General features: G+C 66.5%; 18 protein-coding genes and 1 tRNA gene. 12 read left to right on the top strand and 7 right to left on the bottom strand.

Translation table 11 applies throughout. The annotated features are described in order from the left end of the window. Window position 1: 1 nt before the first annotated feature. The gene (locus AB0H37_RS01395) at window positions 2-1039 is read right to left on the bottom strand and encodes an SPFH domain-containing protein (protein ID WP_360610736.1); all 1038 of its coding nucleotides are present in this window, start codon (window positions 1037-1039) and stop codon (window positions 2-4) included. 237 nt (window positions 1040-1276) lie between these two features. Between AB0H37_RS01395 and AB0H37_RS01390 the strand changes: the two genes are divergently transcribed. Together AB0H37_RS01390 and AB0H37_RS01385 are read left to right on the top strand one after the other, a co-directional pair. Next, window positions 1277-2272 carry an ArsA-related P-loop ATPase gene (locus AB0H37_RS01390; RefSeq protein WP_360610564.1) on the top strand — a complete coding sequence of 332 codons (996 nt, stop codon included), beginning with the start codon at window positions 1277-1279 and terminating at the stop codon, window positions 2270-2272. An 88-nt stretch (window positions 2273-2360) separates the two neighbouring features. Next, window positions 2361-3518, top strand: a complete 1158-nt coding sequence (locus AB0H37_RS01385) for an ArsA family ATPase (protein ID WP_179838210.1) — start codon at window positions 2361-2363, stop codon at window positions 3516-3518. A 207-nt stretch (window positions 3519-3725) separates the two neighbouring features. Here the strand turns inward: AB0H37_RS01385 and AB0H37_RS01380 are convergent, their stop codons facing one another. Next, on the bottom strand, window positions 3726-4055 hold the full coding sequence (locus AB0H37_RS01380) for a WhiB family transcriptional regulator (protein ID WP_179838211.1): 330 nt from the start codon (window positions 4053-4055) through the stop codon (window positions 3726-3728). A gap of 326 nt (window positions 4056-4381) precedes the next feature. Between AB0H37_RS01380 and AB0H37_RS01375 the strand changes: the two genes are divergently transcribed. Beyond that, on the top strand, window positions 4382-6685 hold the full coding sequence (locus AB0H37_RS01375; protein WP_329097576.1) for a transglycosylase domain-containing protein: 2304 nt from the start codon (window positions 4382-4384) through the stop codon (window positions 6683-6685). Window positions 6686-6719: 34 nt separating this feature from the next. Here AB0H37_RS01375 and AB0H37_RS01370 read toward each other — a convergent pair whose 3' ends face one another. Beyond that, window positions 6720-7172, bottom strand: coding sequence for a GatB/YqeY domain-containing protein (locus tag AB0H37_RS01370; RefSeq protein WP_329097575.1), 453 nt, complete (start codon window positions 7170-7172; stop codon window positions 6720-6722). Between the two features lie 94 nt (window positions 7173-7266). Here AB0H37_RS01370 and AB0H37_RS01365 point away from each other — a divergent pair, with 94 nt between their 5' ends. The 3 genes from AB0H37_RS01365 to AB0H37_RS01355 all read left to right on the top strand — a co-directional run bounded on the left by AB0H37_RS01365 (window position 7267) and on the right by AB0H37_RS01355 (window position 8900). Then, a complete protein-coding gene (locus AB0H37_RS01365; RefSeq protein ID WP_329097573.1) occupies window positions 7267-8166 on the top strand; it encodes a metallophosphoesterase in 900 nt (299 codons plus the stop codon). Beyond that, window positions 8163-8789 carry a methyltransferase domain-containing protein gene (locus AB0H37_RS01360; protein ID WP_360610561.1) on the top strand — a complete coding sequence of 209 codons (627 nt, stop codon included), beginning with the start codon at window positions 8163-8165 and terminating at the stop codon, window positions 8787-8789. Before AB0H37_RS01365 ends, AB0H37_RS01360 begins: the two co-directional genes overlap by 4 nt. 37 nt (window positions 8790-8826) lie before the next feature. After that, window positions 8827-8900 (top strand) — tRNA-Pro (locus tag AB0H37_RS01355). A gap of 330 nt (window positions 8901-9230) precedes the next feature. Here AB0H37_RS01355 and AB0H37_RS01350 read toward each other — a convergent pair. Then, window positions 9231-9626 (bottom strand): very short patch repair endonuclease, encoded by a 396-nt coding sequence (locus AB0H37_RS01350; RefSeq protein WP_360610559.1) that lies wholly within the window; start codon window positions 9624-9626, stop codon window positions 9231-9233. 169 nt (window positions 9627-9795) lie between these two features. On the opposite strand from AB0H37_RS01350, the gene dcm reads away from it, so the two are divergent. Next, on the top strand, window positions 9796-10788 hold the full coding sequence (gene dcm / locus AB0H37_RS01345; protein WP_360610557.1) for a DNA (cytosine-5-)-methyltransferase: 993 nt from the start codon (window positions 9796-9798) through the stop codon (window positions 10786-10788). A 91-nt stretch (window positions 10789-10879) separates the two neighbouring features. Then, entirely contained in the window at window positions 10880-12118 is a 1239-nt protein-coding gene (locus tag AB0H37_RS01340; RefSeq protein ID WP_360610555.1) for a DNA cytosine methyltransferase, read from the top strand. Window positions 12119-12131: 13 nt separating this feature from the next. On the opposite strand, the gene AB0H37_RS01335 is transcribed toward AB0H37_RS01340, so the two are convergent. Genes AB0H37_RS01335 through AB0H37_RS01325 form a run of 3 tightly spaced genes read right to left on the bottom strand, consistent with a single transcriptional unit; the run spans window position 12132 to window position 16029 of the window. Continuing rightward, entirely contained in the window at window positions 12132-13007 is an 876-nt protein-coding gene (locus tag AB0H37_RS01335) for a DUF6339 family protein (protein ID WP_360610553.1), read from the bottom strand. Beyond that, on the bottom strand, window positions 13004-13957 hold the full coding sequence (locus tag AB0H37_RS01330) for a hypothetical protein (protein ID WP_360610551.1): 954 nt from the start codon (window positions 13955-13957) through the stop codon (window positions 13004-13006). Before AB0H37_RS01330 ends, AB0H37_RS01335 begins: the two co-directional genes overlap by 4 nt. After that, window positions 13954-16029, bottom strand: coding sequence for a helix-turn-helix transcriptional regulator (locus AB0H37_RS01325; protein WP_360610549.1), 2076 nt, complete (start codon window positions 16027-16029; stop codon window positions 13954-13956). Before AB0H37_RS01325 ends, AB0H37_RS01330 begins: the two co-directional genes overlap by 4 nt. 514 nt (window positions 16030-16543) lie before the next feature. On the opposite strand from AB0H37_RS01325, the gene AB0H37_RS01320 reads away from it, so the two are divergent. The 4 genes from AB0H37_RS01320 to AB0H37_RS01305 all read left to right on the top strand — a co-directional run bounded on the left by AB0H37_RS01320 (window position 16544) and on the right by AB0H37_RS01305 (window position 26797). Then, window positions 16544-16861, top strand: coding sequence for a hypothetical protein (locus tag AB0H37_RS01320; RefSeq protein WP_360610547.1), 318 nt, complete (start codon window positions 16544-16546; stop codon window positions 16859-16861). A gap of 138 nt (window positions 16862-16999) precedes the next feature. Then, window positions 17000-21655: a DEAD/DEAH box helicase family protein gene (locus AB0H37_RS01315; protein WP_360610545.1), complete on the top strand. Its 4656-nt coding sequence runs from the start codon at window positions 17000-17002 to the stop codon at window positions 21653-21655. Next, entirely contained in the window at window positions 21652-23568 is a 1917-nt protein-coding gene (locus tag AB0H37_RS01310) for an ATP-dependent helicase (RefSeq protein ID WP_360610543.1), read from the top strand. The genes AB0H37_RS01315 and AB0H37_RS01310 overlap by 4 nt, the downstream gene beginning before the upstream one ends. 25 nt (window positions 23569-23593) lie before the next feature. Continuing rightward, window positions 23594-26797, top strand: coding sequence for a helicase-related protein (locus AB0H37_RS01305; protein ID WP_360610541.1), 3204 nt, complete (start codon window positions 23594-23596; stop codon window positions 26795-26797). The last annotated feature ends 1 nt before the right edge of the window (window position 26798 follow it).

Here is a 26798-nt window from a genome sequence, read left to right as displayed (position 1 = left end):
GTCAGCGGGGCGGCTGCTCCTCCTCCACGGCCCCCGGCGCGCCGCCGCCGATGCCGCGCCGCTGCTCGTCCTGCGGCGCGGCCACCTCGGACGCCCGGCGCTTGGGCTCGTCCAGCCCGATGACGGGTGGGACGTCCTCGGTCGACTCCAGCGCCGACGACCGCTCCGTGGCCCTGGCCAGCTCCTCCTCGGCCTTCGCGAGCCGCTCACCGAGGTCGGGCTTGCCCTCGCCGCCGTCCTCGGAGCGTCCCGGGCCGCCCGCGGCACGCTCGAAGAACCGCAGGATCTCCACCGGCAGCGGCATGACCAGCGTGCTGTTCTTCTCGGCGGAGACCTCCACGACCGTCTGCAGCAGGCGCAGCTGGAGGGCCGCCGGGTCCTGCGACATGATCTCCGCGGCGGCGGCGAGGCGCTTGGACGCCTGGAACTCGCCGTCCGCGGTGATGATGCGGGCACGGCGCTCCCGCTCCGCCTCCGCCTGCCGGGCCATCGACCGCTTCATGCCCTCCGGCAGCGACACGTCCTTGATCTCGACCCGCTCGATCAGGATGCCCCACGGCCCCTCGGTGATCTCGTCGATGATCGCCCGCAGCCGCATGTTGATCTTCTCGCGCTCGCCGAGCAGCTCCTGCATGTCGGCCTGCCCGATCACCGACCGCAGCGACGTCTGCGCCACCTGCGACACCGCGTACTGGTAGTTGTGCACGTTCACGATCGCCTTCACCGGGTCGATCACCCGGAAGTACACGACCGCGTCGACGCGGACGCTCACGTTGTCCTGGGTGATCCCGTCCTGGCCGGGCACCCCCATCGTGATCGTCTGCCGGCTGACCTTCTGCATGCGCTCGGCGATCGGCACGATCGCCGTCAGGCCCGGGGTGCGCACCGCGCCGGGCCGCATCTGCCCGTCCCGTTGGACCTGCCCGAACCGGAACACGATCCCGTGCTCGAACTGCTGCACGACGCGGACGGACGACGCCAGGACGATCAGGCCGCCGACGACGACGATCAGCAGGATGACCAGGGCTACCGCTATCATCACGGCACCTCTTTCGCGTGAGGGCCCGGGCCCCGGGAGGCGCCCCCGGAGCTCCGGCGGGCGTCCGGACCGGTCAGGGTCCGGACGGAACCGTCCATAGCACGGTTCACGTTTTCAAGCTAACCGCGCGGGCAGGCCGAATGACAGCGTCCGGGCGGGGGAACCGTGTCAGGGATCACTTGCATGAGGACGACCGCCCTCTCAAGTGTTTGACGAGTGAACGATATGGTCGATCGGGTGAGCGCGAGAGACACCGACTGGGACGGCGTACGCCTCCATGTGGTCACCGGCAAGGGCGGCACGGGCAAGACGACCGTCGCCGCCGCCCTCGCCCTGGCCCTCGCCGCCGGCGGCCGCAAGGTGCTGCTCGTCGAGGTCGAGGGACGCCAGGGCATCGCCCAGCTCTTCGACTGCCCGCCCCTGCCCTACGAGGAGCGCCGCGTCGCCGTCGCCCCGGACGGCGGGGACGTCCACGCGCTCGCCGTCGACACCGAAGAGGCGCTCATCGAGTACCTCGAGATGTTCTACAACCTCAAGCGCGCCGGGAAGGCGATGACCAAGCTCGGCATCGTCGACTTCGTCACCACCATCGCCCCCGGCCTGCGCGACGTCATCCTCACCGGCAAGACGTCCGAGTCGGTGCGCCGCAAGAAGAAGGACGGCTCGTTCGTCTACGACGCCGTCGTGATGGACGCCCCGCCCACCGGCCGCATCACGAAGTTCCTGAACGTCAACGACGAGGTCTCCGGCCTCGCCAAGGTCGGCCCCGTCCGCAACCACGCCGACACCGTGATGAAGGTCGTCCGCAGCCCCGGGACCGCGGTGCACTTCGTCACGCTCCTGGAGGAGATGCCCGTCCAGGAGACGTTGGACGGCATCCGCGACCTCACCGCGGTCGGGCTCCCGGTCGGCGGCGTGATCGTCAACATGGAGCACCAGCCCGTCCTCACCGAGGACGACCTCGCCGTGGCCGCCGCCGGGGCCCTGGACACCGACGAGATCGTCCGCGGCGTGAAGGCCGCCGGCCTGGAGCACGACGCCGAGGCGATCGCCGCCGTCCTCGCCGGGGAGGCCGTCGACCACGCCCGCCGCACCGCCCTCCAGCGCCGCGAGAAGGAGCGCCTGGACTCCGTCGACCGGCCTCGCTACACCCTCCCCCAGCTCTCCGACGGCATGGACCTGGCGGGCCTCTACGACCTGGCCGCCGCCCTCCGCGACCAGGGCGCCGCATGACCGCGCCCGCCCCCGCCGCCCGCCGCGGCGTCTCCTGGGTGAGGCTGACCCCCCGTTCGGGCGGGGACCGACCGGCAGAGGTGAACCGATGAGCCAGTCCGGCAAGACCCCACCGGTGCTCGACGTCGACGGGCTGCTCGACGACCCGCGCACGAAGATCATCGTGTGCTGCGGGTCGGGCGGGGTCGGCAAGACCACCACGGCCGCCGCCCTCGGAGTGCGCGCCGCCGAACGGGGACGGGACGTCGTCGTCCTCACCGTCGACCCGGCGCGCCGCCTCGCGCAGTCGATGGGCCTGTCGGAGCTCGACAACAACCCGCGCCGGATCGAGATCGACGGCGACGGCGAGCTGCACGCCATGATGCTCGACATGAAGCGGACCTTCGACGAGATCGTCGAGGCGCACGCCGACCCGGACCGGGCCAAGCAGATCCTCGCCAACCCCTTCTACCAGTCGCTGTCGTCGAGCCTCTCGGGCACGCAGGAGTACATGGCGATGGAGAAGCTCGGGCAGCTGCACCGCTCCGGCGCCTGGGACCTGATCATCGTCGACACCCCGCCGTCCCGGAACGCGCTGGACTTCCTGGACGCCCCCGAGCGGATGGGCCGCTTCCTCGACGGCCGCTTCATGAAGATCCTCGCCGCCCCGGCCAAGTCCGGCGGCCGCCTCGGCGTCAAGGTGATCAGTGCCGGGTTCGGCGTGTTCACCGGCGTCATCAACAAGGTCCTCGGCGTCCAGCTGCTGCGCGACGTGCAGACGTTCGTCGCCGCCTTCGACACCATGTTCGGCGGGTTCCGGGAGCGCGCCGAGAAGACGTTCAAGCTCCTGCAGACCCCGGGCACCGCGTTCCTCGTCGTCGCCGCGCCCGAGCCCGACGCCCTGCGCGAGGCGTCCTACTTCGTCGAGCGCCTCGACGAGGAGCGGATGCCGCTCGCCGGACTCGTGGTCAACCGCGTCCACGAGACCGCCGACGACGTCCTGTCGGCGGCCCGCAGCCAGGCCGCCGCCGAGACGCTGGAGGAGCGCGGCGAGCACACGCTGACCGCGGCCCTGCTGCGCCTGCACACCGACCGCATGCAACTGGCCGCCCGCGAGGACCGCCTTCGCGACCACTTCGCGTCGACGCACCCGACCGTGCCGGTCACGGCCGTCCCGGCGCAGGCGGAGGACGTCCACGACCTCGACGGCCTGCGCCAGGTGGGCGAGGACCTGGCCGCTCCCACCGCGTCTCCCACCGCCGCCTGACGTCCAGCCGGAAACTGCACGCGGGCCGGACTCCGGCGCCGTTACCCGGACGTTCCGCCATCGCGCACTCTGATCAGCGAAAACGCGTATGTGCGGGCATGGCGATAGGCCCGTACCCAATGGGTGGTACGGGCCTACCGGCCACGCTTTATTTGGACCGTGCCGATCCTCGGACGCCGCCGGACGGGCCCCGGGGACCCGTCGAACTCAGCTTGCGACGAGCTCTTCGCTGGCGACGAGTTCTTCCTCGTCGATCTCCGCCGACCGCTCGTACTCTTCCTTCGCGGTCTCCAGCAGGTCGCGCCACGAGCGCACATCCGGTCGCCGCCGCAGCAGGGCTCGGCGCTCCCGCTCGGTCATCCCGCCCCACACGCCGAACTCGATCCGGTTGTCGAGAGCGTCGGCGAGACACTCCGTGCGCACCGGGCAGCCGCGGCAGATGAGCTTGGCTCGGTTCTGCGCCGCACCCTGCACGAACAGAGCGTCCGGATCCGCGTTACGGCAGGCGGCGCGGGCGGTCCAATCCGTGATCCACATCTTGGCCCCACTCCCCTAGGGTCTGTGTCGATTTGCGCTCCTTGGCCGGACGGGCGCGGACGTCAGGCCGCCAAACGAAAGCCGTGGGGAAGAACTTACGGAAGCGAGGGACGTTTCAACAGCCCCCGTTGGGCCCATTCTCGATATAGCCCACCGGGGCCATACCGCCGGAACGGACTAGTTACCTGTAGTTGACGCGCCAGACACCGCGCAGGTTGTCACGATGGGGGCATAACGGACGAAGATCCTGATCAGCCGGTCCGGAAAGCACGAACCCCGGGGGACCTGTCCCTAATGCACTGCTCGTCCCGCGTACCCTAGACCCCGTGCGCGTTGCGAAGAACGATCGGGCCCAGGCCGCGTCCACGCTGTTCAGGCTGCTAGGTGCCGGGGTGGTGGCAGGCCTCATCGTCGCGCTCATCGCGCTGCCCGCCGTGGGCAGCGCGGGGCTGACCGCCCGCGACGCCGCCAACAACTTCGAGGACATGGACAGCCGGCTCAAGACGACACCGCCGTCCGAGAAGACGGTGATGTACGACGGCAACGGCAAGCAGGTCGCCACGTTCTTCGACAAGTACCGCGAGTCCGTCCGGCTCGACCAGGTCGCCCCCATCATGCGGCAGGCGATGGTCGACATCGAGGACTCGCGCTTCTACGAGCACGGCGCGCTCGACCTCAAGGGCACCATCCGCGCGATGGCGTCCAACGTCGAGTCCGAGCAGACGCAGGGCGGCTCCACCCTCACCCAGCAGTACGTCAAGAACCTCCTGGTCGACAGCGCCAAGACCGAGGAGGAGTACCGCGAGGTCACGGCGCCCACGGTCGGACGCAAGCTGCGCGAGCTCCGGTACGCGCTGGACGTCGAGCAGCGCCTCACCAAGGACCAGATCCTTGAGGGCTACATGAACGTCGCCTACTTCAGCGCCGGCGCATACGGCGTCCAGGCCGCGTCCAAGCGGTACTTCAGCATCCCCGCGTCCAAGCTGGGGCTCGGCCAGGCCGCCCTGCTCGCAGGGATCACCCAGAACCCCACGGCCTTCGACCCCATCCGCAACCCCAAGGACGCCCGCAAGCGGCGCGACGTCGTCCTCTACCGGATGGCGCAGCTCGGTCACATCACCAAGGCGCAGGCCGACTCGGAGGCCGCCAAGCCGATCCAGCTGAACCGCACCGACCCGGTCGGCGGCTGCGAGACCAGCAAGGCGCCGTACTTCTGCGAGTACGTGAAGTACGACATGCTCAACATCCTGTCGGACGGCAAGTACTGGCAGCTCAAGCCGAAGCAGCAGCAGAACGTCGTCAACAAGCTGAACCGCGGCGGCTACACCATCCGCACCACGCTCGACATGGACGACCAGCACGCCGTCGACAGGGCCCTGCGCGGGACCGTCGCCCCCGGCGGCAACCGCGTCGGCGCCGAGGCGATGGTCGAGCCCGGCACCGGCAAGGTCCGGGCCATCGGGCTGAGCAAGCGGTACGGCCCCGGCAAGGGCCGGACGACCATCAACCTCCCCGCCGACTCCGCGCACGGCGGCGGAAGCGGCGTCTCGGCGGGCTCGACGTTCAAGGTCTTCACCCTCGCCGCCGCCATCGACCAGGGCATCCCGGTCAGCACGACCATCAACTCGCCGCAGACCACCACGGTCAGCGGGTTCCAGCCCTGCCGCTACACCGGGATGTTCGACGGCAAGAAGGTGAAGAACGCCATGGTCGGCGGCGGTCCCTGGACGCTGTCGAACGCCGGCGACAGCGAGAAGGGCAACTTCAACCTGAAGACCGGCACCTGGCACTCGGTCAACACCTTCTACGCCGTCCTGGAGAAGCGCGTCGGCGTCTGCAACGCCGTCAAGATGGCCGAGAAGTTCGGGATGAAGCAGGCCACCGGCGACCCCCTGATGCCGATCGCGTCGCAGGTCCTCGGTGTCAACGACATCGACATGGTGCACCTCGCCGCCGCCTACGCGGGCTTCGCCGCGCGCGGCAAGTACTGCGCCCCCGTCTCGGTGACCGAGGTCGTCGACCCCGAGGGCAAGAAGCTCAAGCTGCCCAAGCCGGACTGCCACCAGGCCCTCGACCAGGACGTCGCCGACAAGGTGAACTCGATCCTGCAGGGCGTCCTCACCAAGGGCACCGCGGCCGGACGCAGCATCGGACGTCCCGCCGCCGGCAAGACCGGAACCTGTGAAGAGTTCACTTGCGCCGTCTTCGCCGGGTTCACCCCGAACCTCGCCGCCGCCACCGCCTACTGGGACTTCCGCGGCCCCTGGCAGTACAAGGTCTACGGCGTCTACGGCGCGGACATCCCCGGCGGCATGTGGCAGCAGTCCATGCGCAACGCTCTCTCGGGCAAGCCGGCGCCCGGTTTCCAGACCCCGACCCGCGACTTCGGCGACACCACGGACGTCCCGCAGGTGAAGGGCCTCACGGTCGCCGCCGCGACCGCCAAGCTCAAGGGCGCCGACCTGAACGTCCAGGTCGCGTCCGGCTCCGTCGACTCCGACCAGCCGAGGGGCACGGTCGTGTCCACCTCGCCCGACGCGGGCACCTCCGTCCCGCCCGGCACCACCGTCATCCTCTACGTGAGCGCCGGCAAGAAGCGCGGCGGAGGCGCCCCGCCCGACGGCGACTGACGCGAAAGGGCCCGGCGCCGAGCCGGGCCCTTTCTCATTCGGCGAGCTGCCGCTTCACCTCCGCCGCGACGCGCCCGCCCTCAGCGCGCCCGGCCACCTTCGGATTCACCGACTTCATGACCTGCCCCATCGCGCGGGGCCCCGACGCGCCCGTCTCGGCGATCGCGTCCGCCACCAGCGCCGTCAGCTCCTCGTCGGACAGCTGCGCGGGCAGGTAACCCTCCAGCACCACGCCCTCGTCCCGCTCCGCCTGCGCCTGCGCCTCGCGCCCCGCGTCACCGAACGCCGTCGCGGCCTCCCGCCGCTTCTTCGCCTCCCGCGTGAGCACCTTCACGACGTCGTCGTCGGAAAGCGTGCGCGACTGCTTGCCGGCGACCTCCTCGTTCTTCACCGCCGTGAGCACCATGCGCAGCGTGCGCGTCCGCAGCTCGTCGCGCGCCTTCATCGCGGACGACAGATCGGTCTCCAGCTTCTCCTTCAGGGTCATGCACAACATCATGCCCGTCCACGACCTTCCGCCTCATCAGGATTACCGACCGGTGCCCATGTCTGAAAGCATGGACCCCTGAGAAGGGAGAGCCGTGCGAAAGATCCACGCCGTGCCGCTGGGAGTGCTGGGCGCGGGCGCCGCGACCTTCGGGTACGCCTCGCTGATCGAGCGGAACTGGTTCCGCCTCCGCCGCTTCGACGTGCCGGTGCTGCCGCCGGGCCGGCCCTCGGTGAAGATCCTGCACATCTCCGACGCGCACCTCACGCCCGGCCGGTCCCGCCTGATCCACTGGGTCCGCTCGCTGGACGCCCTGGAGCCCGACCTCGTCGTCAACACCGGCGACACGCTCTCCCACCGCGACGCCATCGGCCCCTTCCTGGACGCCCTCGGCCCCCTCCTCGACCGCCCCGGCGTCTTCGTCTACGGCTCCAACGACCTGTACTCCCCGGTCCTGAAGAACCCGCTCCGCTACATCTGGCGCACGAGCAAGTCCGACTACGGCCGCCGCCGCCGCGAGCCCGACCTCCCCTACCGCGAGCTCGGCTCCTCCCTCCAGGCCGCCGGCTGGCTCGACCTCAACAACCGCATCGGCCGCCTCAAGGTCGGCGAACTGGACATCGAGTTCGGCGGCATCGACGACTCCCACATCAACCGGGACCGCTACGACAAGATCGCCGGCCCGGTCGACCCCCAGGCCGACGTCCACCTCGGCATCATGCACTCCCCGGAACCCCGCAACCTCGACCGCTTCACCGCCGACGGCTACGACCTCCTCCTGGCCGGCCACACCCACGGCGGCCAGGTCTGCGTCCCCTTCTACGGCGCCCTGGCCACCAACTGCGGCATCGACCGCCCCCGCGTGAAGGGCCTCCACAGGCACCGCGGCTCCTGGCTCCACGTCTCCGCGGGCCTGGGCACGTCCCCGAAGGCCCCCATGCGCTTCTGCTGCCCCCCGGAGGCCTCCCTCCTCACCCTCGTCCCCCGTCGGTGAACTGGAAGACCGCCCCGCTCCTAGCCACCCTGTACGACGTAGCCGTCCAGAACCGCCCCCTCTCCCGCCTGGGAGCCCGCGCCCTCTGGAACTACGACATCACCCACCTGCACAAGGCCATAGCCGCCCAGGACCCATCCGCCCTAACCCTGGACATCCCCTGCGGCGGCGGCCTGGCCGTGCGCGACAACCCCCGCCACGTAGCCGCCGACCTCTCCCACACGATGCTCAAGAGGGCCCGCCGCAAGACAACGACCCTCGTCCAGGCAGACATTTATAACCTCCCCTTCCCCACCTCCACCTTCGACCGGTGCCTCACCTACAACGGCCTCCACTGTCTAGAGGACCCCCAAGCCGCCCTCAAGGAACTGACCCGAGTCCTACGCCCAGGCGGCACCCTCCAAGGCACAACCCTCGTCAGGGGCGCCGGCCGAGACCCCTTGATCAAGCTCCTCCAGCACCAAGGCGCCTTCGGCAACCCGGGAACAGCGGCCGACCTCCAAACCTGGCTGGAGACCGCCCTCCTGACCGACATCACCCTCACCACCTCCGGCGCCGTGACCGCCTTCACCGCCCGGAAAACAGGGACGCAGCACTCCCCGGCATCCGCTAAGGTGGACTAGGCGCCGGGAGGACGTACAACTCCCGGGCAGCCACCACCGGGGTGTAGCGCAGCTTGGCAGCGCGCTTCGTTCGGGACGAAGAGGTCGTGGGTTCAAATCCCGCCACCCCGACACAAAGGTGCAGATCAGAGGCCGGTTCTCCACCACGGAGACCGGCCTCAAGATCTTTCGACCCTTATCTGACCCCGCCCCCGAACACGACCTCACGATCCCCAGGGTCACGCACCACTACCCGGTGGTTAGAACTCAGCCCCTCTGGCATCCCCATCTGAACCGCGGCCCGGCACTCTCGCAGCGCGCGATCGCGCCTGCTGGACGGCAGCATCGCGGCTCAACGACGGCAGTAACGCCTTCACGACGGTGTGCGACGGCATGAGCGTTGTGAGTGGCCAGCAGCTTCATAGTGATCGAGGTTCTGCCTGAGTGACCAGTTTCATGCGCCTACGTGTCGGCGCGGCGGGCCTGGACCTCCGCTGTGACACGGGTGACCGCGTCGACGAGGTCCTCATGTTCCCAAACCCTGATGACCGACCAGCCAGCCTCGGCAAGCAGTTGATCGGTTTCGGCGTCACGTCTCTGGGTTCCCTCTAGCTTCTTGGCCCAGAACTCGGCGTTGATCGCCGGTCGAGTCCGGTGCTGAGGACAGCTGTGCCAGAAGCAACCATCAACGAAGACGGCGACCTTCGCCTTGGGGAATACCAGGTCGGCAGTACGGCGGACCTCAGGAAGCGGACGCACCGAGACCCGGTAGCGGAGCCCTCGGGCATGGAGGGCGCGGCGCAGGGCCAGTTCCGGTTTGGTGTCACGCCCCTTGTTGCTCTCCATGCTCTTGCGCACGCCGTCGCTCGACGCCCAACTTGGCGTCCTCTCTGTTCCCACAGGACAACGGTACGAGAACCTCGGGCCCCGCACGGCCTCAACCAGGGAACCAAGACCGCTCAATGCACCGATCTAGAAATGTCAGTGGTTGTCCCTAAAATCTATGGCACGTTAAGGAGGCGCAGCCATGGGTGGGGACGGACTCAAGGTCCTGGAGATCTGTGCGGGAGCGGGTGGCCAGGCGCTCGGCCTGGAGCAAGCTGGCTTTGAGCCGGTGATGCTCGTCGAGAACGACGAGCACTGCTGTAAGACCTTGCGACTCAACCGGCCCTCCTGGGACGTGCGGCAGATGGACCTCCGCGACTTCGTGGCGGCGGATCACTCTGAGGCCCTGGACGTTGACCTGTTGGCCGGTGGCGTCCCATGCACCCCCTACTCTGTGGCCGGGCAGCAGAAGGGTGACTTGGACGAGCGGGACCTGCTGGAGGTAGCGCTCTACCTCGCCTACGAGGTTCAGCCTCGGGCCATCATGATCGAGAACGCGGCCGAACTGCTTACCCATCAAAAATTCGCTCCCAGCAGGGACGTCGTCCGGAAGCACCTCGCCCACCTCAACTACCAGCACACCTGGAAGATCCTGGACGCTCAGGCCTTCGGGCTTCCCCAGCGTCGGCGGCGCAGCGTCCTGATCGCGATGCGTGACCCTGACGCATTCTCGCGGTTCGCCTGGCCGGCCCCTGCGGGCCCACCGCCCACCGTGGCCGACGTCCTACTACCCTCCATGGCCAGCCGGGGCTGGCCGCACGCCGCCGAATGGGCTGCCATGGCCAGCAAGATTGGTCCAACGGTCGTTGGCGGGTCAAAGAAGCACGGTGGCCCTGACCTTGGTCCCGACCGGGCCAAGACGGCCTGGTCGCTGCTGGGCGTGAACGGCAACTCCCTGGCCAATGAGCTCCCCGGACCGACGGACGGCTTCGAGCTGGGGGTGGGGCGCAAGGGACGAGAGGGATTGCGGCGGTTGACCATCTCCCAGGTTGCCCTGCTTCAGGGGTTTCCAGAGGACTGGATCTTCGCCGGGAACAAGACCGCGAGATATCAGCAGGTCGGTAACGCCTTTCCGCCACCTGTGGCGCGTGCCGTCGGTGAGCGGATCGCTCGGGCCTTGCGGTTGGAGGGGTGACCGGAACGCGTCCTGGCATGATCCGCACGTCACATGCGGCACAGTGCCCTATCTACCATGTCACGGCGCCTAGGTCGGTAGGGTGACCGCCATGACCACGAGTCCCACCAGGCCCATCAGCGTCATCGATCTCTTCGCAGGGTGTGGCGGGCTCACCCAGGGATTCCACGAAGTGCGTATCGGCGGTGTTGAACAGCCGCGTTTTCGGACGGTCGGCGCAGTCGAATGGGACGTTGCGGCGGCGTCGACCTACGCAGCGAACTTCGCTGACGAGGCGGGCGGCGTCGACCATATCTTCACCGGCGAGGAAGGGAACATCGAGCACTGGGAGCCTTCCATGCTCGAAGGCGTTCAGGTGGACGTGATCCTCGGTGGGCCACCTTGTCAGGGGTTCTCCGGCCTCAACAGGCAGAAGGAGGACGACCCCCGCAACCAGTTGTGGCGCCACTACATGCGGGTGGTGCGTCAGCTCAGCCCGATGGTCTTCGTGATGGAAAACGTCGAACCTTTCCGGAGGAAGCCGGAGTTCGAACAGCTCCGGGAGGCCACCTACCCGGGAGGTGAACTGGAGGATTACCACCTGGAGGTTCTGGTTCTCAACGCTGCGGACTACGGCGTCCCCCAGGCCCGCAAGCGCACCATCGTGATGGCCACCCGCCGCGATCTGATCGGGCTGCACCCGCAACGAATCCCCCTGATGCATCCTGTCGCGAGCCACCGCAAGCCAATAAAGAACGAGTCACCCGTTCTGGTCAAGGCCGACGCCCTTGTAGATCTGTGGGTGCCGGTCAGCACAGTCTTTGAGCACACCGATTATCGCGCGCCAAACACCGAGCTCCCGGAACGGACGTGTCGGCCGCTTCAGGAAACGCTGCCCGGCACGTTCAGCACCACTGAGCTACACATCGGCCGCAATCCCACCGCTCATTCGTTGGATCGCTATGAGGCGATCCCCCCCGGCGGCAACCGCCATGATCTACCACCACATCTCTCGACGCCGAGCTGGATCAGGCACCGAACCGGTTCCGCAGATGTGATGGGGCGTCTCCGGTGGAGTGAACCGTCCGTGACCATCCGTACCGAGTTCTTCAAGCCGGAGAAAGGCCGCTACCTTCACCCCTACGCCAACCGGCCGATCACCCACTACGAGGCCGCCCTCATTCAGGGATTCCCGCCGGACTTCAAATGGTGTGGGACGAAGGTGCAGATCGCACGCCAAATCGGTAACGCCGTCCCGGTGGGCTTGGCTCGCGCGATCGCATGTCAGGTGTACACCTACCTGAACGCCACGGGGCAGGTTCGTCAGGCCGACCTCGGCAGGTCGGCCTGACGAGCTCGTCCGGTCACTCGCCCTCGGACGGCTTTCCGCCTCGAATATCGGCGGTAGCGAACAACTCTCGGAAGAGCGGAAGCAGCGCGTCCACGTCCTGGGACGTCACCGATCCATCGTCGGGACCTTCGGGCAATGCGTCGTACTGTACAAAGGCCGAGGCAGCGTCCTTCACCCATTGGTCGTTAGCTCGGCCGTCCCAGGGCGGGTCCGGAGCGAGCACGTCGAACAGGAGCGTGCTGCCAGCGCTGTTGATCGCCTTGGCCAGGCCGTTCAACGACCGACCTTTCCGCACCGCCCCCTCCTGCATGAGTCTGATCAGCGCCTGCGCGGTGACCTGGTGACAGACGATCTCCAGTCGCAGCACGGTGTTGAAGGACTCCTGGTTTCCACATGCCACCTCCACCGGACCGTAGTCAGAGCCGTTACGAAACAACTCGGCGGCCCACCACAGCCGCGAGAACGTCTGCTTATGAAAGGAACCTACGAAGTGGGCCCGGTGGGCCTGAGGCACGAGGCTGCTCTTCGACACCTTCGGCGGGTTGCGCCAAAAGACGTAGTCAGGTGCGAGTCGCAGCGCGAGAAAGTTCCACCTGCGGCTGTCCGCCGCCTCCTGGCGGTTCATGCGCAGCATGGCGTGTAGGCGGGGTGCGAGCCATGCGTCCGCCTGAGTGGCTCTGTCGTCAAACCGATCCATGGCCTCGTCGATCAACTCGCGGACAGGGCCGGCCTCCCAACGCGGCTCGTTCTCAAGTGGCGTGCACGCCTTGTCGATGGCGAGCCGGGGCAACCGTTCAACACCCTGCAGAACGGACGTGGTCAGATACCTTGTAGCGTCCCGCTCCGGCAGCAGCCCGAGAAGGTATGGGGTCTGGGGCGCGGCAGTCATGATTCCTTCCTGCGGTGGATCGCCCTGATGAATCCCCCGAGCTGTCTTGGGAGGGCGGCCTGGCGGGTGACGGCGTGCATGAGTCTGGACTGCAACTCGCCCCCACCGTCGCCGCTCACCCGCCGTGAGACGAGCTCGATAAGCCCATCGTCGAGGGACAGTTCTGGGAAGACGTCGGGAAGCAACCTCCGTAGAACAGTTCCGCGCCATCCCTCCGGCCACTCAGGCGCACCCTCCTCATCCACATCCGCCTCGTACATGGCCGCGTTAAACAGCGCAGTCCACGCATCAGCGGCGATTTGCGCTGAAAGGATCTCGCGGACCGAGCGGTCATCACCGCCCAGAATGCGCTCCAAACCGTCGAACCTCCTGTTGAGATAGACGTTCGGCTTGTCCCCCGTCGCATCCACCGTCCACGGATCGGTTCTATACGCGTTCAAGTGAGGGTGCGCCGGGTCCGCGAAGTCGACGAAGGAAAAGGCGACGCCGTCGGATCGGTCGGCGCTCCGAGCCTGGAGATCGACGGTCCACCCCACCCGAACACCTCCGATCATGCGTCCTTGCACCCCGTCCACGGTGGCGACAAGCTGAGCCGACAAACAAGCCTGGCTCAGGTGACGGGCACGCTCCAGCAGGACCGTCCCGGTCCACGAGCCATCCGCGTCCCGCCTCAGCGGCGTCACCGTCCTGGCGTTAGTGCGCCGTTCAGACAGGACCGCGACGCAGGTGACGCCCTGCCACGGTCCTGTTCCTAGGTCGGGGGCGTTCACGCGGACGGTTAGCCTGGCCTGCGTCCATTCTTCGCGCTCGATGTTGTGGAGGGCCACCACCTTGTTTTCGTCGGAAACCATCTCACCGGCCAGGGGAACGCCGTCCAGTGCCACCTTTTCAATGCGCATGGCGCACACGTCTCCCAGCACGGGATAGGGGAACAACCTATTTGTGTTCATTCGGCGGGCTCCTTGGCGTGGCGGAGGTCGATCTCGGCAAACGCCATCCGGGCTGCGACGGGGTGGCTGCTGATGTCACTGACCCCGTTAAACGAGGCCGTTCGGCAACCGGCGGTGAACAACAACGCCCCCTCCTCGGTGAGTTCGCAGTGGGACTCTGGCTCAATCTTTGCCCAACGGGCCTCGGGCTTCGGGCCGGAGCGGGAGGCAAACCGCAGTATGGGAGTGAGCATCCAGGCGTCATCCTTAACGGGAAGTCTGATCTCCACGCGAACGTGCCAGGCCCCGTCGACATCAATCGTGCCTTCGACAGCGTCAATGGTCGGGACCCGCGCACCCCCGCTGCTCTGAGCCCTTGGCACACCCAGGTCGAGCAGCCCCTTCAACGACGTCGGGCCGGCGCCGCCCCGGTCCTCGCTCGGACGCAAGGCGCGGCGGACCTCTTCCAGCATGGCTGAGCGGAAGTTGCGAATGCCGGTCACGGCACCGCGGGCGTACGTGGTGGTGAGGTCGTCGGTACGCTTCCAGTCGTTGTGTTCTGGCGGCTCCGCCGCTCGGAGGAACTGTTCGGCCTCCTTCGCTCCCGGCGCGTCAGCACCAGCCGCTTCACCGGCCAGCAATACCGCCTGGAAGGGCTCCACACCCATCGGCAGATCCGTGACGCCTCGGTTCATGACGACCATCCGGCTACTGCGCATACAAACCAGGCGATTCGAGCGGTTGGTAGGTGTGTCCTCCCTCGCGAGCAGAAGCACGGCGTCGTGCGTCATGGACGTGGCCTTCCCGGTACTCTTCAGCGGCGGGATTTGGAGGCGCACGCTTCTTTGGACGACGTCGTCTCCGGCAGTCGACTTGGTGACGGTCCGACCTTGCAGGAACGCACGCAGAGCCCTGCTTCGTGTCGGCTCGTAAACATCGGGGTCGATGCGTTCCTCCGGCACTACGACAACCCCGTTGCGCCTTGCGACCACAGACGCCTCCAACATCGGACGCCGTTGCGGTGTGGCGACCATCGACGCCCAGAAGCTGGACGCGAGCCCGTCGACGAGGGCCGCATGCATGCTCTCCAGATTGTCCGCCTCGCCGCTCGGGTCGTGCGCTCCAATGATGAGGAACGAGGTGCCGGGGGCGCCGCTGTCACGTTTGAGGAAAAGCCGTTCGGCGGTTTCGTCGTCGCCCCACCACGACCTCGTCGCCCCGCGCCGCTCCGGGTCCGGTTCACCAAACCAGGCAGGCCCCGCCCACTCGTTACCGACGGCACGGCGCCAAGGCAGCTCCAGGCGCCCGAACATGCGGTTAGCCGTCCGCCCCTGGTACGGCTCCGACAGTGTGCTGTTGATGAGGACGAGGCCCAGGCGGCTGGTTGCCCAGAAGGTGGCCTTGCCGAGCCCGTAGGAACCGCCGGCCGCTTCTCCCTGCTTTCGACTTTCCAGCTGGCGCCGGGTTACTGCCGCAAAGCGCCCGTTGTCATAGTCGGAGCCTGTGAGGCCTGCGGCGTTGTAGTCGTCGATCCTTAGGAGAAGCAGGCGGCCCGTCTGGCGAAGATCCCTTATCCCCTCTGCCAGAATCCGACCGACCTTGTTGTCTGCGCCAGCGGCCGCATCGAGGTGCGGTTCAAGCTCGTTCCAGCGGAGCGCCTCAAGGAAGTCGTACAGCCGCTCGCCCTCGATTTCGTCCAGGATGTGGCGCACGCGAACCGGCTCGTCTTTGTTGAGCCGCTCGTCCAGGCTGTTCTGTGTGGCCTCACGAGCCAGGACGCCAAGATTGGGGTCGAAGGCGAACGCGGCCGCGTTGCCGAACTCCCGGCCGCCGTCGTCGTGGGCGGGACGGTGATACCAGGTCAGTGCCTCCACTGAGGTTCCCGGATCCTGTCGGCTGACCAGGGATCCGGACGACAAGCCCAAAACATCCTCGATCGCCTGGATCTTGTTCATTTGAGGCTCGGCCCGGTTCGTTATCCAGGCGGACACGGCGGCCCGGGTCACGCCGATTTCGACCGCGAGCTCGGCCTGGCTCATGTCCTGCCGCCGAAGCTGGCGAGCAAGCCAATCCCCGAACCTCTCTGCCTCCACCGCGAGCCCTCCTCACCTCGATCATTTGACAGCACATCGTACGTCAAAAGAACTGTTCTTCACCCGCCTTGGAGGACGCCCAATTCAATCAACATACGCAAAGTGACGACGTCGTCACTCAGTGAAATCGATTCGCTATGCAAAATGGGGCAAAAGTGACTTTACGTCGCGCAGCCCGGGCTCGGCGGTCTACAAGTTCAAGTTCCCTCGACATCTCACTTGCGTCGAATTCTTAGAGCGTTGTAAGGTTTCGAACCCGAGGTCACGCAGTCCGTTTGACGGACTTATTGACGAGAAGTTGATCTAGTAACCAGAAGCCCGGTAGGCAATCTTCGACAGCACGACCTCACCCACGACCTGGAGACTCATCGACCCATCACCTCCAATCTCTCCGAACAAGAGAAAAGGGGTGTTGTGAAACGGCCCTCTGCACCGGAGATCAAAATCGACGGCAGGCTGTCGCTCATGCCCCAGAGCGATTCCATCTGCGTGATGCCAGGAGGACACGACAGGAATGGAGCCCCCCACGTTCGGCGACCCCTACCCACACGAGTTCAGGAATGCCTTCGTCCGCGTGCACGAGACCCTCGAAGCGTCCTTTCCAGGGGCTGGCGACGTCCTCTGCGGGTACTGCGATGTCTTGCCGGAGCGCGCTGAGCGCTGGCGCCACGATTACTACGCCTCACTGCGTGACCACAACGGCTCCGTGCGCTTCCCGCGGGCATCGCATCACGAGAAGCGCCGCAGGGATCGGTCGTCCCTCCTGTCGGACGACGACCGGTTCGAACTGGACCTTCTGACCATCAAGCACCTGCGAAAACGGTCCTCCTGACGTCTGCATTCGCAAGGAGGTAAGAGGTAGCGGGCCTTTGATCCCCGCTCTGTCCGGCGCCAAGTTCACCGCCACAACGAATAAGCCACATCAGCATCATGCAGCGACGCACCCTTGTCGCGAGGAGTTGACCGAGCCGTGTCCGAGGCTTCCTCCCCTTTCCCTCAGTCCGTAGTGGACCTCGTCGTTGAGCAGTCGCTGCGCGTGCTGGCCACCTACCGCGTCGACCCCCGCCTGATCGAGGAGCACGCGAACGGCGAGCGCCGCATCACCCAGGGCGGCTACGGCGACCGCCAGGTGTATGAGCTTGTTCAGAACGCCGCCGACGAGTTGCGAGCGGACGCCGGTGGCGAGATCGGCGTGGTCCTCACGTCCACGCACCTGTACTGCGCAAACGAGGGTTCCCCTGTTACTCCACAGGGCGTCGACACCATCCTCCGCATGGGAGTCTCCCGCAAGCGCGGTGGCCAAATCGGCCGTTTTGGAGTGGGTATCAAGTCGGTGCTGTCGGTCTCGGATGCCCCCCAGTTCTTCAGTCGGAGCGGTTGCTTCGGCTTCGATCGTGAGTGGTCCGCCGAGGAGATTCGGAGCGTCCACCCCCAGGCGGAGGAGACGCCAGTCTTGCGCATGGGCCGGCCTCTCGACCTTCAAAGGTCGATCGCCGCCGACCCGGTCTTGGCGGAGCTGATGAAGTGGGCGACCACGGTGGTGCGGCTCCCACTCAAACCGGAGAGCGTGCAGCGTCTCGGTGTCGACCTGCGCAACTTTCCCGTCGAGTTCCCGCTCTTTTCGCCACACGTCGGTACGGTCACGTTGGAGGACCGGCGCGTCGTACCGCCCGTCCGACGGACCATCTCCCAGATGGTGGAGGGCGATCGGCACACCCTCCAGGAGGAGAAGTCCGATGGTTCGGATGTCATGTTCCAATGGCGGGTGTTCACGCGGACGGTCAAGCCGAGCAAGTCGGCACTGGAATCGGCCGGCGAGCTCCATGACCGTCCCGAGATCGATCTGTCGTGGGCGGTGCCCGACCGATCCGGCCGCATTCGGCCACTAGGCACGTTTTGGGCGTACTTCCCTACCAACTACGCCACGCTGTTGCGTGGCATCCTTAACGCTCCCTGGAAAACCAGCGAAGACAGGCAGAACCTATACAAGGGCAGCGCCTTCAACGATGAACTGATTAACGAGGCGGCCAGGCTCGTGGTAGGCGCGCTCCCCGAACTGTCGCCGGCGGATGACCCCGCCGCCTATATCGACCTGCTTCCCGGCCGCGGCAAGGAGGCCCCGCAGTGGGCTGACAGACAGCTCACCTTGGCCATCTGGGCGATCGCCGCCGACGAGCCGTCTCTACCCGACCAGCAGGGCGTTCTCTGTCGACCAGCGGAGCTGATGCTGCACCCCGAGGGTCTGAAGGACACCTGGCTCAAGTTGTGGGCCGGGCACTCGGGCAGGCCGGTGGCCTGGTGCCATCACTCCGTCGAGTCGCGCGAACGCCGCGCCCGCGCCGAGCGCATTATGCGGCGGGCCGAGGTACCGGACGCGTCCGTCCGGCAGTGGTTGGAGGCCCTGGTCGAGGACAGGTCTCCGGAGGCATCCATCGCTGCTGTCCGCATCCTGGCAGACATTGTCCGCACCAATCACCCTGCGGCCGAGGAGGCGCGTAAGTCCCGGATCCTGCTCACAGACACGGACGGCCTCGTCGCCCCCGTGGTGGGCAAGATTTTTCGCCGCAGCTCGGATGACAATCTGAGCGACAGCCTCTTGTACGTCCACACCGCGGTCTCCGAGGACTTCAACGCCGTTCCAGCGCTGGAGACGCTCGGCATTCACGAGGCGCACGCCGTCGGCCGGTTCTCCGCGGTGGTCGAGCAGGGTGTGCAGGGCTACACCGAGGATCAGTGGGTGGCGTTTTGGGAGCTGTCCCGTCAGGTGGGCCCGGACGGCGCCACCGCGATCTTGCGGGACCAGGTGCCGGATTGGCGCCATGCGCTCAAGGTGCGGACACTCGCCGGGTCATTCCGCCGGATGGCCGACTGTCTCATGCCGGGCCGAGTGGTCCCCGCCGACGGCTCCCGGGACGCCGCTTACGCCGTCGACGTGCGGTTCCACGACGGTGACCGGGCTGTCCTGCGCAGTCTGGGCCTGACCGACGTCCCCGCCGCCCACGTAGATCCCTCAGCCGAGCCCTGGTTCGACGACTACGTCGAGACAGCATGGAACATCTACTGCAAGACGCTTTCCGCGAACTCTCGACGTCCCCAGCTGAAGTCCATGCAAACCGAGGGTGCCCTGCCCGCGGGCCCCCTGCACTTCCTCACCAAACTGTCCGAGGAGGGCCGCGCCGCCTTCCTGAAGCATCTGCCCTCCGGCGGGCTGGTGACGCACTGGACCGTGCGGGTCGGCGCCCAGCTGGGAACACGTCAACACATCTTGTCGCCGCTGGTCTGGATGGCACGCCGACACGGTTTCCTCCAGACGAGCCTTGGGTTGCGCGCCGTGCACGGGAGCGTCAGCCCGGCCCTTGGGGAGCACCGGCGACTGTTCGCCGTCGCGGACGTCCCGATCGGTGTGGCAGAGGCGCTCAAGTTGCCCGAGACCCTAGACCGGATTCCGGCCTCGACTTGGACAGCACTCCTGAAGGATGCCTCCGTCAGTGAGAACGAAGCGTTCCCGGGACAGGTGTACGCCCTGGTTCTAGAGGCCGGAGCCAAGTGGACTGAGGACATCGGCACCCGCTGCCGGGTCGGCACGAAATGGGCCAGCGACGTCCCCGACGAAGACATCGCGGTGACCGCGGATCGCGCTGAGTACGAGTCGTTGGTGCGGGAGAACATCGCAGCACTGCTGATGCCCACGGCGGAAAGCGCCGAACTCATGATCGAAACGTACGGCATGGCGTCACCGGTCGGCCTCATCCAGAAGGAGCTCCGGTTTGTTCCCACCTCGGAGCCGACGCCGCTTACCGATGAGTTCCCCCATCTGGTGGTCTCGTACCGGGCCAAGGTCACTGGCTGGACGCTGACGCGTTGCCGCGAGTTGGAGGAGATCATCACTTCCCCGAACGGGGAGCGGTCCACGCCGATACGGGAAGCGGCACAGGACCAGTCGGTGCTGGTTAAAGATCCAAACGATGACCTGGACGCGCTGCTGGCCGTAGACCGCGTCCTCAAGTTGGGATTGGGCCGACAAGGTTGTCAGTCAATCTTGAACCGGCGCGAGAACGCCCGCCGCTCCAAGCTCAAGCAGGAGGTCCGCCAGGCGAAGACCGTGGCCGAAAAGATTCATATTTTGATCGGTCCGGAGATGCTCAGGAGCCGTCTGCCTCAAGGTCTGATCGAGAATGAGGAGGCCCGCACCAGCAAGACCATCGAGGGCGTGCGTCTTGCCGAGCTCGCCATCGACGCCTTCGGCCCTGGTCTCCTCCGCGCCTACGCCAAGGACATCTCCGTAAACGTCGACGGCGCACCTTCGCAGTTCAACGGCAGCAACACCGCCCTGCAGTTCGTCAACGAACTCGGACTGCCCGATTTCTACGCCGGAACCAGAATCGAGACGCCCCCTTCCTCGGAGAAGGTGGATGGCCCGACATCCTTCCCCCGACTCCACGACTACCAGGAGCGGTTGGCGGCGAACATGTATGACCTACTTGCTGAACGGCTCCCAGGTCGGGCGATGCTTAGCCTGCCCACCGGAGCTGGCAAGACCCGCATCGCCGCCGAGTCGGTCATCCGTCGGTTTAAGGATCACGGCCTCAACGGCCCGGTTCTGTGGATCGCGCAGACCTGGGAGTTGTGCGAGCAGGCTGTTCAGAGCTGGAAGTTCGTATGGCAGAAGGTCGGCCCTGAGGAACCCTTGACGATCAACAGGCTGTGGAACAACTACGAGGCCGCGGCCGTCGGTTCCGGTCCGCAGCTTGTAGTGGCCACGGACGCCAAGCTGGAGAGTGTGCTGGACAAGGAGGAGTATTCCTGGCTACGAGAGGCCTCACTCGTCATTGTCGATGAGGCACACAGCGCCTACTCCCGCATGACACCAATCCTGAAGTCCTTGGGAATCACCCACTCGCGCGCAGCGCGTCCGCTCATCGGCCTGTCCGCCACCCCTTACCGGGGATTCAACGAGGAGGAGACCCTGCGGCTCACCCGGCGGTTCGGTCATCGCCGGCTGGACGACGGCGTCTTCCCACCGGGCGACCCCTTCACCCCGTTGCAGGAGCTGGGCGTACTGGCTCGGGTCGAGCACCGGGAGTTGAGGGGTGCGACGCTCGAGCTGTCCGAGAAGGAACTCAAGGACGCCGACTTCCGTGGACTTCCGGCCAGCGCGGAATGGCGTCTAGAACAGGACGATGAACGCAACGAAATGCTCCTGGCTGAGATCAAGGCCATGCCCGACGACTGGCCGGTGCTGTTCTTCGCCACCTCCGTCAACCACGCGAGACTGATGTCCGCCATCCTCTCCAGGGAAGGCATCCCCTCTGTTGCGATCGACTCAGGCACACCGACCCCCGAGCGTCGCGCCGGCATCGACGCCTTCCGCACCAAGCGAATCAGGGTGCTGACGAACTACAACGTCCTTGCTCAGGGCTTCGACGCCCCCGCCACTCGCGCGGTCGTCGTCGCCCGCCCCACTTACAGCCCGAACATGTACACCCAGATGATCGGCCGTGGCCTGCGCGGCCCGCTGAACGGCGGCAAGGAGGTCTGCACGATCCTCGACGTGCATGACAACATCGTCAACTACGACCGCCAGCTGGCCTTCACCGAATTCGAGGACCTGTGGAGGGCTCGATGAGCGACGCGCCATCCAAGGGAGCGCCTCCGCTCACCCTCGAACAGCAGAAAGTGGTGGACCTGCCCGCCGACGCGATGACGCTGGTGGTCGCGGGAGCGGGGGCCGGCAAGACCCACACCCTGGTCCGCAGGCTCGACGCACTCCTCAAGCACGAAGGGCTTAGTGCTGGCGAGACACTGGTGCTGAGTTTCTCCCGGGCAGCAGTCCGTGAGCTTAGGCGCCGGCTCGACCAACATGCTGACGCTGGCCGCCATGTGCGGGTGCAGACCTTCGACTCCTGGGCGTTGGAGTTGCTCACTCAGGTAGATGCCAGCGGGGAGTGGGAGGGGCGCGGCTTCGACGAGCGGATCAAGGCCGCCGCCGAGCTGATCGGGACGTCGGCGGTGAACGACCTGTACGAGGACCTACGTCACGTCATTATCGACGAGGTGCAGGATCTCGTTGGCGACCGGCGAGAACTGGTCGAGGCACTGCTGGACACCTACAACTGCGGATTCACCGTCGTAGGCGACCCCGCACAGGGCATCTACGGCTTTCAGGTGAACTCCGCGGAGCGGGCGGGCGAGGTCGGTCGCTTCTTCGACTGGCTCTGCAGTCGGTTCGGCGAGGATCTGACCGAGCTGCACCTCACCCGGAACTTTCGCGCAACCACTAACAAGGCGAGGATCGGGCTGCCCTTCGGCCCGCGACTTCAGGCAGGCGTTAAGGAGCATGCCGAAGATGGCGGCGTCCCCTACGAGGAGCTGCGGACCGCCCTACTCAACACCCTCCCGATCGGAGACCTGTCCGACCGGTTCGTTCTCCAAGGCTTGCGGGACCACAAGGGGACAACGGCTGTCCTGTGCCGTACTAACGGCCAGGCACTTCTAGTGTCGGAAGCACTACACACCGGCGGCGTACCGCACCGGGTACAGCGTTCGGCCACCGATCGGGTCGTCCCGGCGTGGCTGGTCGGGCTCTTCAGCGCGGCAACCTCGTCGATCATGCCTCGAAGCGAGTTCGTCGAGATCGCGAAGGAGCTTCCCCTTTCGGCGGACTGGGCTCCCGAGGAACTGTGGCGGGTTCTGCTTCGCGCTGTCCCCAGCCGGACCGGCAGCCTCGACCTCGGTCGGCTGCGGACGGCACTGGCGGAACATCGAGTGCCTGACGAGCTGACCGCGCCGCCAGCGTCGGAGCTGATCGTGTCGTCGGTTCACCGGGCCAAGGGGCTGGAATTCGACCGCGTCCTGATCGTCGACCCCGGCCCGTTGCGGCCGGACTCGGACGACCCGGGCGAGGAGTCGCGAATGCTTTACGTCGCACTGACTCGGCCACGCCACGAGCTCATGTATCTCGCTAACCCCGAGACTATGCCGATGGTTCTCCGGAGGACGCATGACAATCTGCGGTGGGGGCGCTATCACGTCAAGAGCCGAGGCATGCGGCTCGGCCTGGAGCTCCTGGCTGGCGATGTGAACCGGGAACAGCCTGCTGGCAACCACCTGATCCTCCCCAATCTCTCATTCGGCTGGTCAGCGGCGGAGATCCAGCGTTATCTCCTCGATGTCGTCCGGCCTGGCGACGAGGTCGTCTTGGTGCAGGCGGAAGAGCAGTCGGTTCACCTGAACCAGGCCCCGCGCTACCTGGTGATGCACAACGGTCAGGTCGCCGTCGGGATCACCTCGGAACAGTTCGCGCGAGACCTTTACGCTTACCAGCAGCGGTCGCGAAAACACTCACCCGAAAGGTGGGCCCGACGTATCGTCAACGTCCATGTGGACGCGATAGAGACGACGACGGGTAGCCAAGCCGCCTCGGCCGAGGCGGGGCTAGGTGAACGCGGTGTGTGGGTGGTACCGCGGCTCGTTGGGCTGAGCCGGTTCGACTACGACCAGACCGCTAGCGCAGGGGGAGACCTTGTCTCGACACAGTGACCACTACCGGTTCCGGTCGGAGCTGGTGGAACGGCTACAGCGGGATCTGCTAGGGCCGATCGGCGCCGATGACGAAATCATCACCGATGCACCGATCACCACTTATGCCGCAGGCATCCTCTTCCCCGGCGAGGAGGGCGGCCGACGGGACGACACCCTGGAAGACAATGGGGACGTGCCAAAGGATTTCGCCGACGAAACCGACGGCAGGGCCGTCTCCGACGTCCTCGACGAGGATGCGGTCCCGGACACCGGCGTCTCCCTGGCCAACTTGCAGAGGCCGTCCTCCATGGGACTCACCTTCGCCGTGGACCCCACGGTGGCCCGAAGCGTCACCGTCACCGTCTCGGCCGCGGTTTACGAGCCCATCAACGCCGAGGGCGACGTCGTCACGGCGCGGCGGGCCGAAGCCCGCTCGACCGAGCAGCACGACCAGCATTGGCGTCGGCGCCCCTTGTCGCCACCCCCGATCGACATCGACATCACGAAGCCCGCCTTGAAAAAGGAAGACCTGGGCACGCGTGACCTGGAGCTTCGCTACAACGTCCGCAAGCCCTCGGACGGTGCCGTTGCGGTCACCGTCACGCTCGTCAACGCCCGCAAAGTCAGCCGGTCCGAGCTGCAGGACCCTCACTGCTTCTTCCAGCCAACCCTTCACATTGCCGGCCCGGATGGAACCGCCGCGCTGGTTGAGCGCCCAGTACCGGTGGGTGTGGACGAGGAAGAGGTCAAGCTCAACAAGCTCCTGCACCGGCACGCCCCAACCTTCGCAGTCGGCCACGGCTGTGCGGCCGACTGGAACTGGACAGCGCCGCCCATGCGCGGCGCCGTTCTCCAGAAGGCGCGAAAGGCATCGGTACCCGCCGTTTGGTCGGCTTTTGTTCCCTCCTACGAGCTGTTGCTGACAGACTCCAATCGGGACATCGACGCCAAAGCCCTGGGCATGTTGCGGCTCTCCGAGGCGTCGGACGCGGAGATCATCGGTTCGTTGACCGCCTTGGCTACCGGCTACCGCACCTGGATAGCCGAGCGCGGCACCGAAGCCGAGCAGCTTGCAGACACCGAATACGCCAAGACGGCACGGACGCGCATCAAGGAATGCGGCGAAGTTGCCAGCCGCATTGAGCGTGGAATCGAGGTACTTGAGAGCGACAGGAACGCGATGACCGCCTTCCGGCTCGCCAACCGTGCCATGGCAGAGCAGCGGGGACGCACATCATGGATCAGGGACGGCCGGTCCCGTGACCTGAGTCTGGACGGGGAATGGCGTCCGTTTCAGATCGCTTTCATACTCCTCTGCCTTCAGGGGATCGTTGATCACGACCACCCCGAACGCGCCATTGCCGACGTTCTGTGGTTTCCGACCGGCGGTGGCAAGACAGAGGCATACCTCGGCCTGATCGCCTTCACGGTCTTTCTGCGGCGGTTGCGCAATGGTGCTGCCGCCAGCGGCGGGGTCACGGCGCTTATGCGCTACACGCTGCGGCTGCTCACCCTCCAGCAGTTCGAGCGTGCGACGGCGCTCATCTGCGCCATGGAGTCGATCCGTCGACGCGACCCTGCCCGCCTCGGCGACGAGGGCATCTCCATTGGCATGTGGGTCGGCAGCGCAGCCACCCCCAACGACCTGAAGACGGCGGCCAAAAGCCTGCGGACACTGCGCAAGGACAAAGATCTTACCGAGAACAACCCCGTTCAACTCCGTGTCTGCCCATGGTCAGGCGCCGTTCTCGGCCCCGCACACTACGACGTGGACCTGGACCGGGAGACGATGACCGTCTCCTGCCCAGACGCCGATTGCGAGTTCCGCGACGGTCTGCCGATCCATCTCGTCGACGAGGAGATCTACCGGGTGCGCCCCACCCTAGTGATCGCCACCGTAGACAAGTTCGCCATGCTCACCTGGCGGGATGACGTCGCCGCGCTGTTCAACCGCGATCGGCCGGGCACCCCTCCCCCGGAGCTGATCGTGCAGGATGAGCTGCACCTAATTTCTGGGCCGCTCGGCACACTCGCAGGTCTCTACGAGGTCGCTGTGGATGTCGCCGCTGGCCAGCCCAAGGTCGTCGCATCCACCGCGACGATCCGGCGCGCGACCGAGCAGGGGCGGGCGCTGTTCGACCGTACCGTGAGCCAGTTCCCGCCAGCGGGGCTCGACTCGCGCGACTCGTGGTTCGCTGTGGAGACGCCCCCTGCTTACAAGGCATCACGCCTATACGTCGGCCTGATGACGCCGAGCACAAGCCAGGCCACACTGCTGGTACGCGCCTACGCTGCGCTCCTGCATGGCGCGGCGGCGGGGGAGGGCCCCAACGCCATCCGGGACGCCTACTGGACGCTGGTCGGCTACTTCAACAGCCTCCGGCTGCTAGCTGCAGCGGAGCTTCAGGTCCATGACGACGTCCAGGACCGGCTTGCACTGTTGACCAAGCGGGATGGTGTCGAGCGTCAGGTCGAGCGCCCCACCGAGCTGACGAGCCGGGTGAAGTCCAGCGAGATCCCCACGCGCCTGAAGGAGCTAGAGATCGCGCTGCCGGCAGGGGCCTTCGACACCGTCCTGGCCACCAGCATGATCTCCGTCGGCGTCGACGTCGACCGCCTCGGGCTCATGGCTGTCATGGGCCAGCCGCAGACCACCGCCGAGTACATTCAGGCCACTAGCCGCGTCGGACGACAGCACCCCGGCCTGGTCGTGACTCTCTACAATGCCGCGCGGTCGCGCGACCGCTCACACTACGAGACCTTCACCTCCTACCATTCAGCTCTCTATCGGCAGGTCGAGTCAACGAGCGTTACCCCGTTCTCCGCTCGTGCCCGGGACCGGGCTTTGCACTCGGTCCTGATCGGCCTCACCCGGCTGATGGTCGATGAGGCCCGCCCCAACAGGGCGGCGCAAGACGTCGAGGACTTCGTGGACCGGATCGAGGAGGTGACGGAGAGGATCGTCACTCGGGCGGCGAGCGTAGCCCCGGACGAGGCGAAGGATGTAGCCGAGCACCTAGCCGCCACTATCGAGCACTGGCGGTACCTCGCCGACCGTCATCACCTTGAGGATGGAGACGAACCACTGCTGTACTCCGCCCAGCGCTCGTTCAAACGGAGCGAGAAGCGCGCTGAGGACGCAGCGTTGATCCGGCGCTACTCCGACGAAGACCTGGAGCTGGCGTTCATGGCGCTACAAAGTATGCGCGACGTCGACGTCGAATCCGACCTCTACCTGGAGCACTGAC

The organism is Actinomadura sp. NPDC023710 (assembly GCF_040639875.1).
Classification (GTDB): Bacteria; Actinomycetota; Actinomycetes; order Streptosporangiales; family Streptosporangiaceae; genus Spirillospora; species Spirillospora citrea.
The sequence above is the reverse complement of the archived record's forward strand: the minus strand, read 5'-3'. Positions and strand labels throughout refer to the sequence as shown.

What these genes read in the sequence shown, in the direction of transcription:
- AB0H37_RS01340 (WP_360610555.1), top strand. Translation starts at nt 10,880, where the DNA reads ATGACCACGAGTCCCACCAGGCCCATCAGCGTCATCGATCTCTTCGCA.
- AB0H37_RS01395 (WP_360610736.1), bottom strand. Translation starts at nt 1,039, where the DNA reads ATGATAGCGGTAGCCCTGGTCATCCTGCTGATCGTCGTCGTCGGCGGC.
- dcm (WP_360610557.1), top strand. Translation starts at nt 9,796, where the DNA reads ATGGGTGGGGACGGACTCAAGGTCCTGGAGATCTGTGCGGGAGCGGGT.
- AB0H37_RS01310 (WP_360610543.1), top strand. Translation starts at nt 21,652, where the DNA reads ATGAGCGACGCGCCATCCAAGGGAGCGCCTCCGCTCACCCTCGAACAG.
- AB0H37_RS01370 (WP_329097575.1), bottom strand. Translation starts at nt 7,172, where the DNA reads ATGACCCTGAAGGAGAAGCTGGAGACCGATCTGTCGTCCGCGATGAAG.
- AB0H37_RS01330 (WP_360610551.1), bottom strand. Translation starts at nt 13,957, where the DNA reads ATGAACACAAATAGGTTGTTCCCCTATCCCGTGCTGGGAGACGTGTGC.
- AB0H37_RS01335 (WP_360610553.1), bottom strand. Translation starts at nt 13,007, where the DNA reads ATGACTGCCGCGCCCCAGACCCCATACCTTCTCGGGCTGCTGCCGGAG.
- AB0H37_RS01320 (WP_360610547.1), top strand. Translation starts at nt 16,544, where the DNA reads ATGGAGCCCCCCACGTTCGGCGACCCCTACCCACACGAGTTCAGGAAT.
- AB0H37_RS01385 (WP_179838210.1), top strand. Translation starts at nt 2,361, where the DNA reads ATGAGCCAGTCCGGCAAGACCCCACCGGTGCTCGACGTCGACGGGCTG.
- AB0H37_RS01380 (WP_179838211.1), bottom strand. Translation starts at nt 4,055, where the DNA reads ATGTGGATCACGGATTGGACCGCCCGCGCCGCCTGCCGTAACGCGGAT.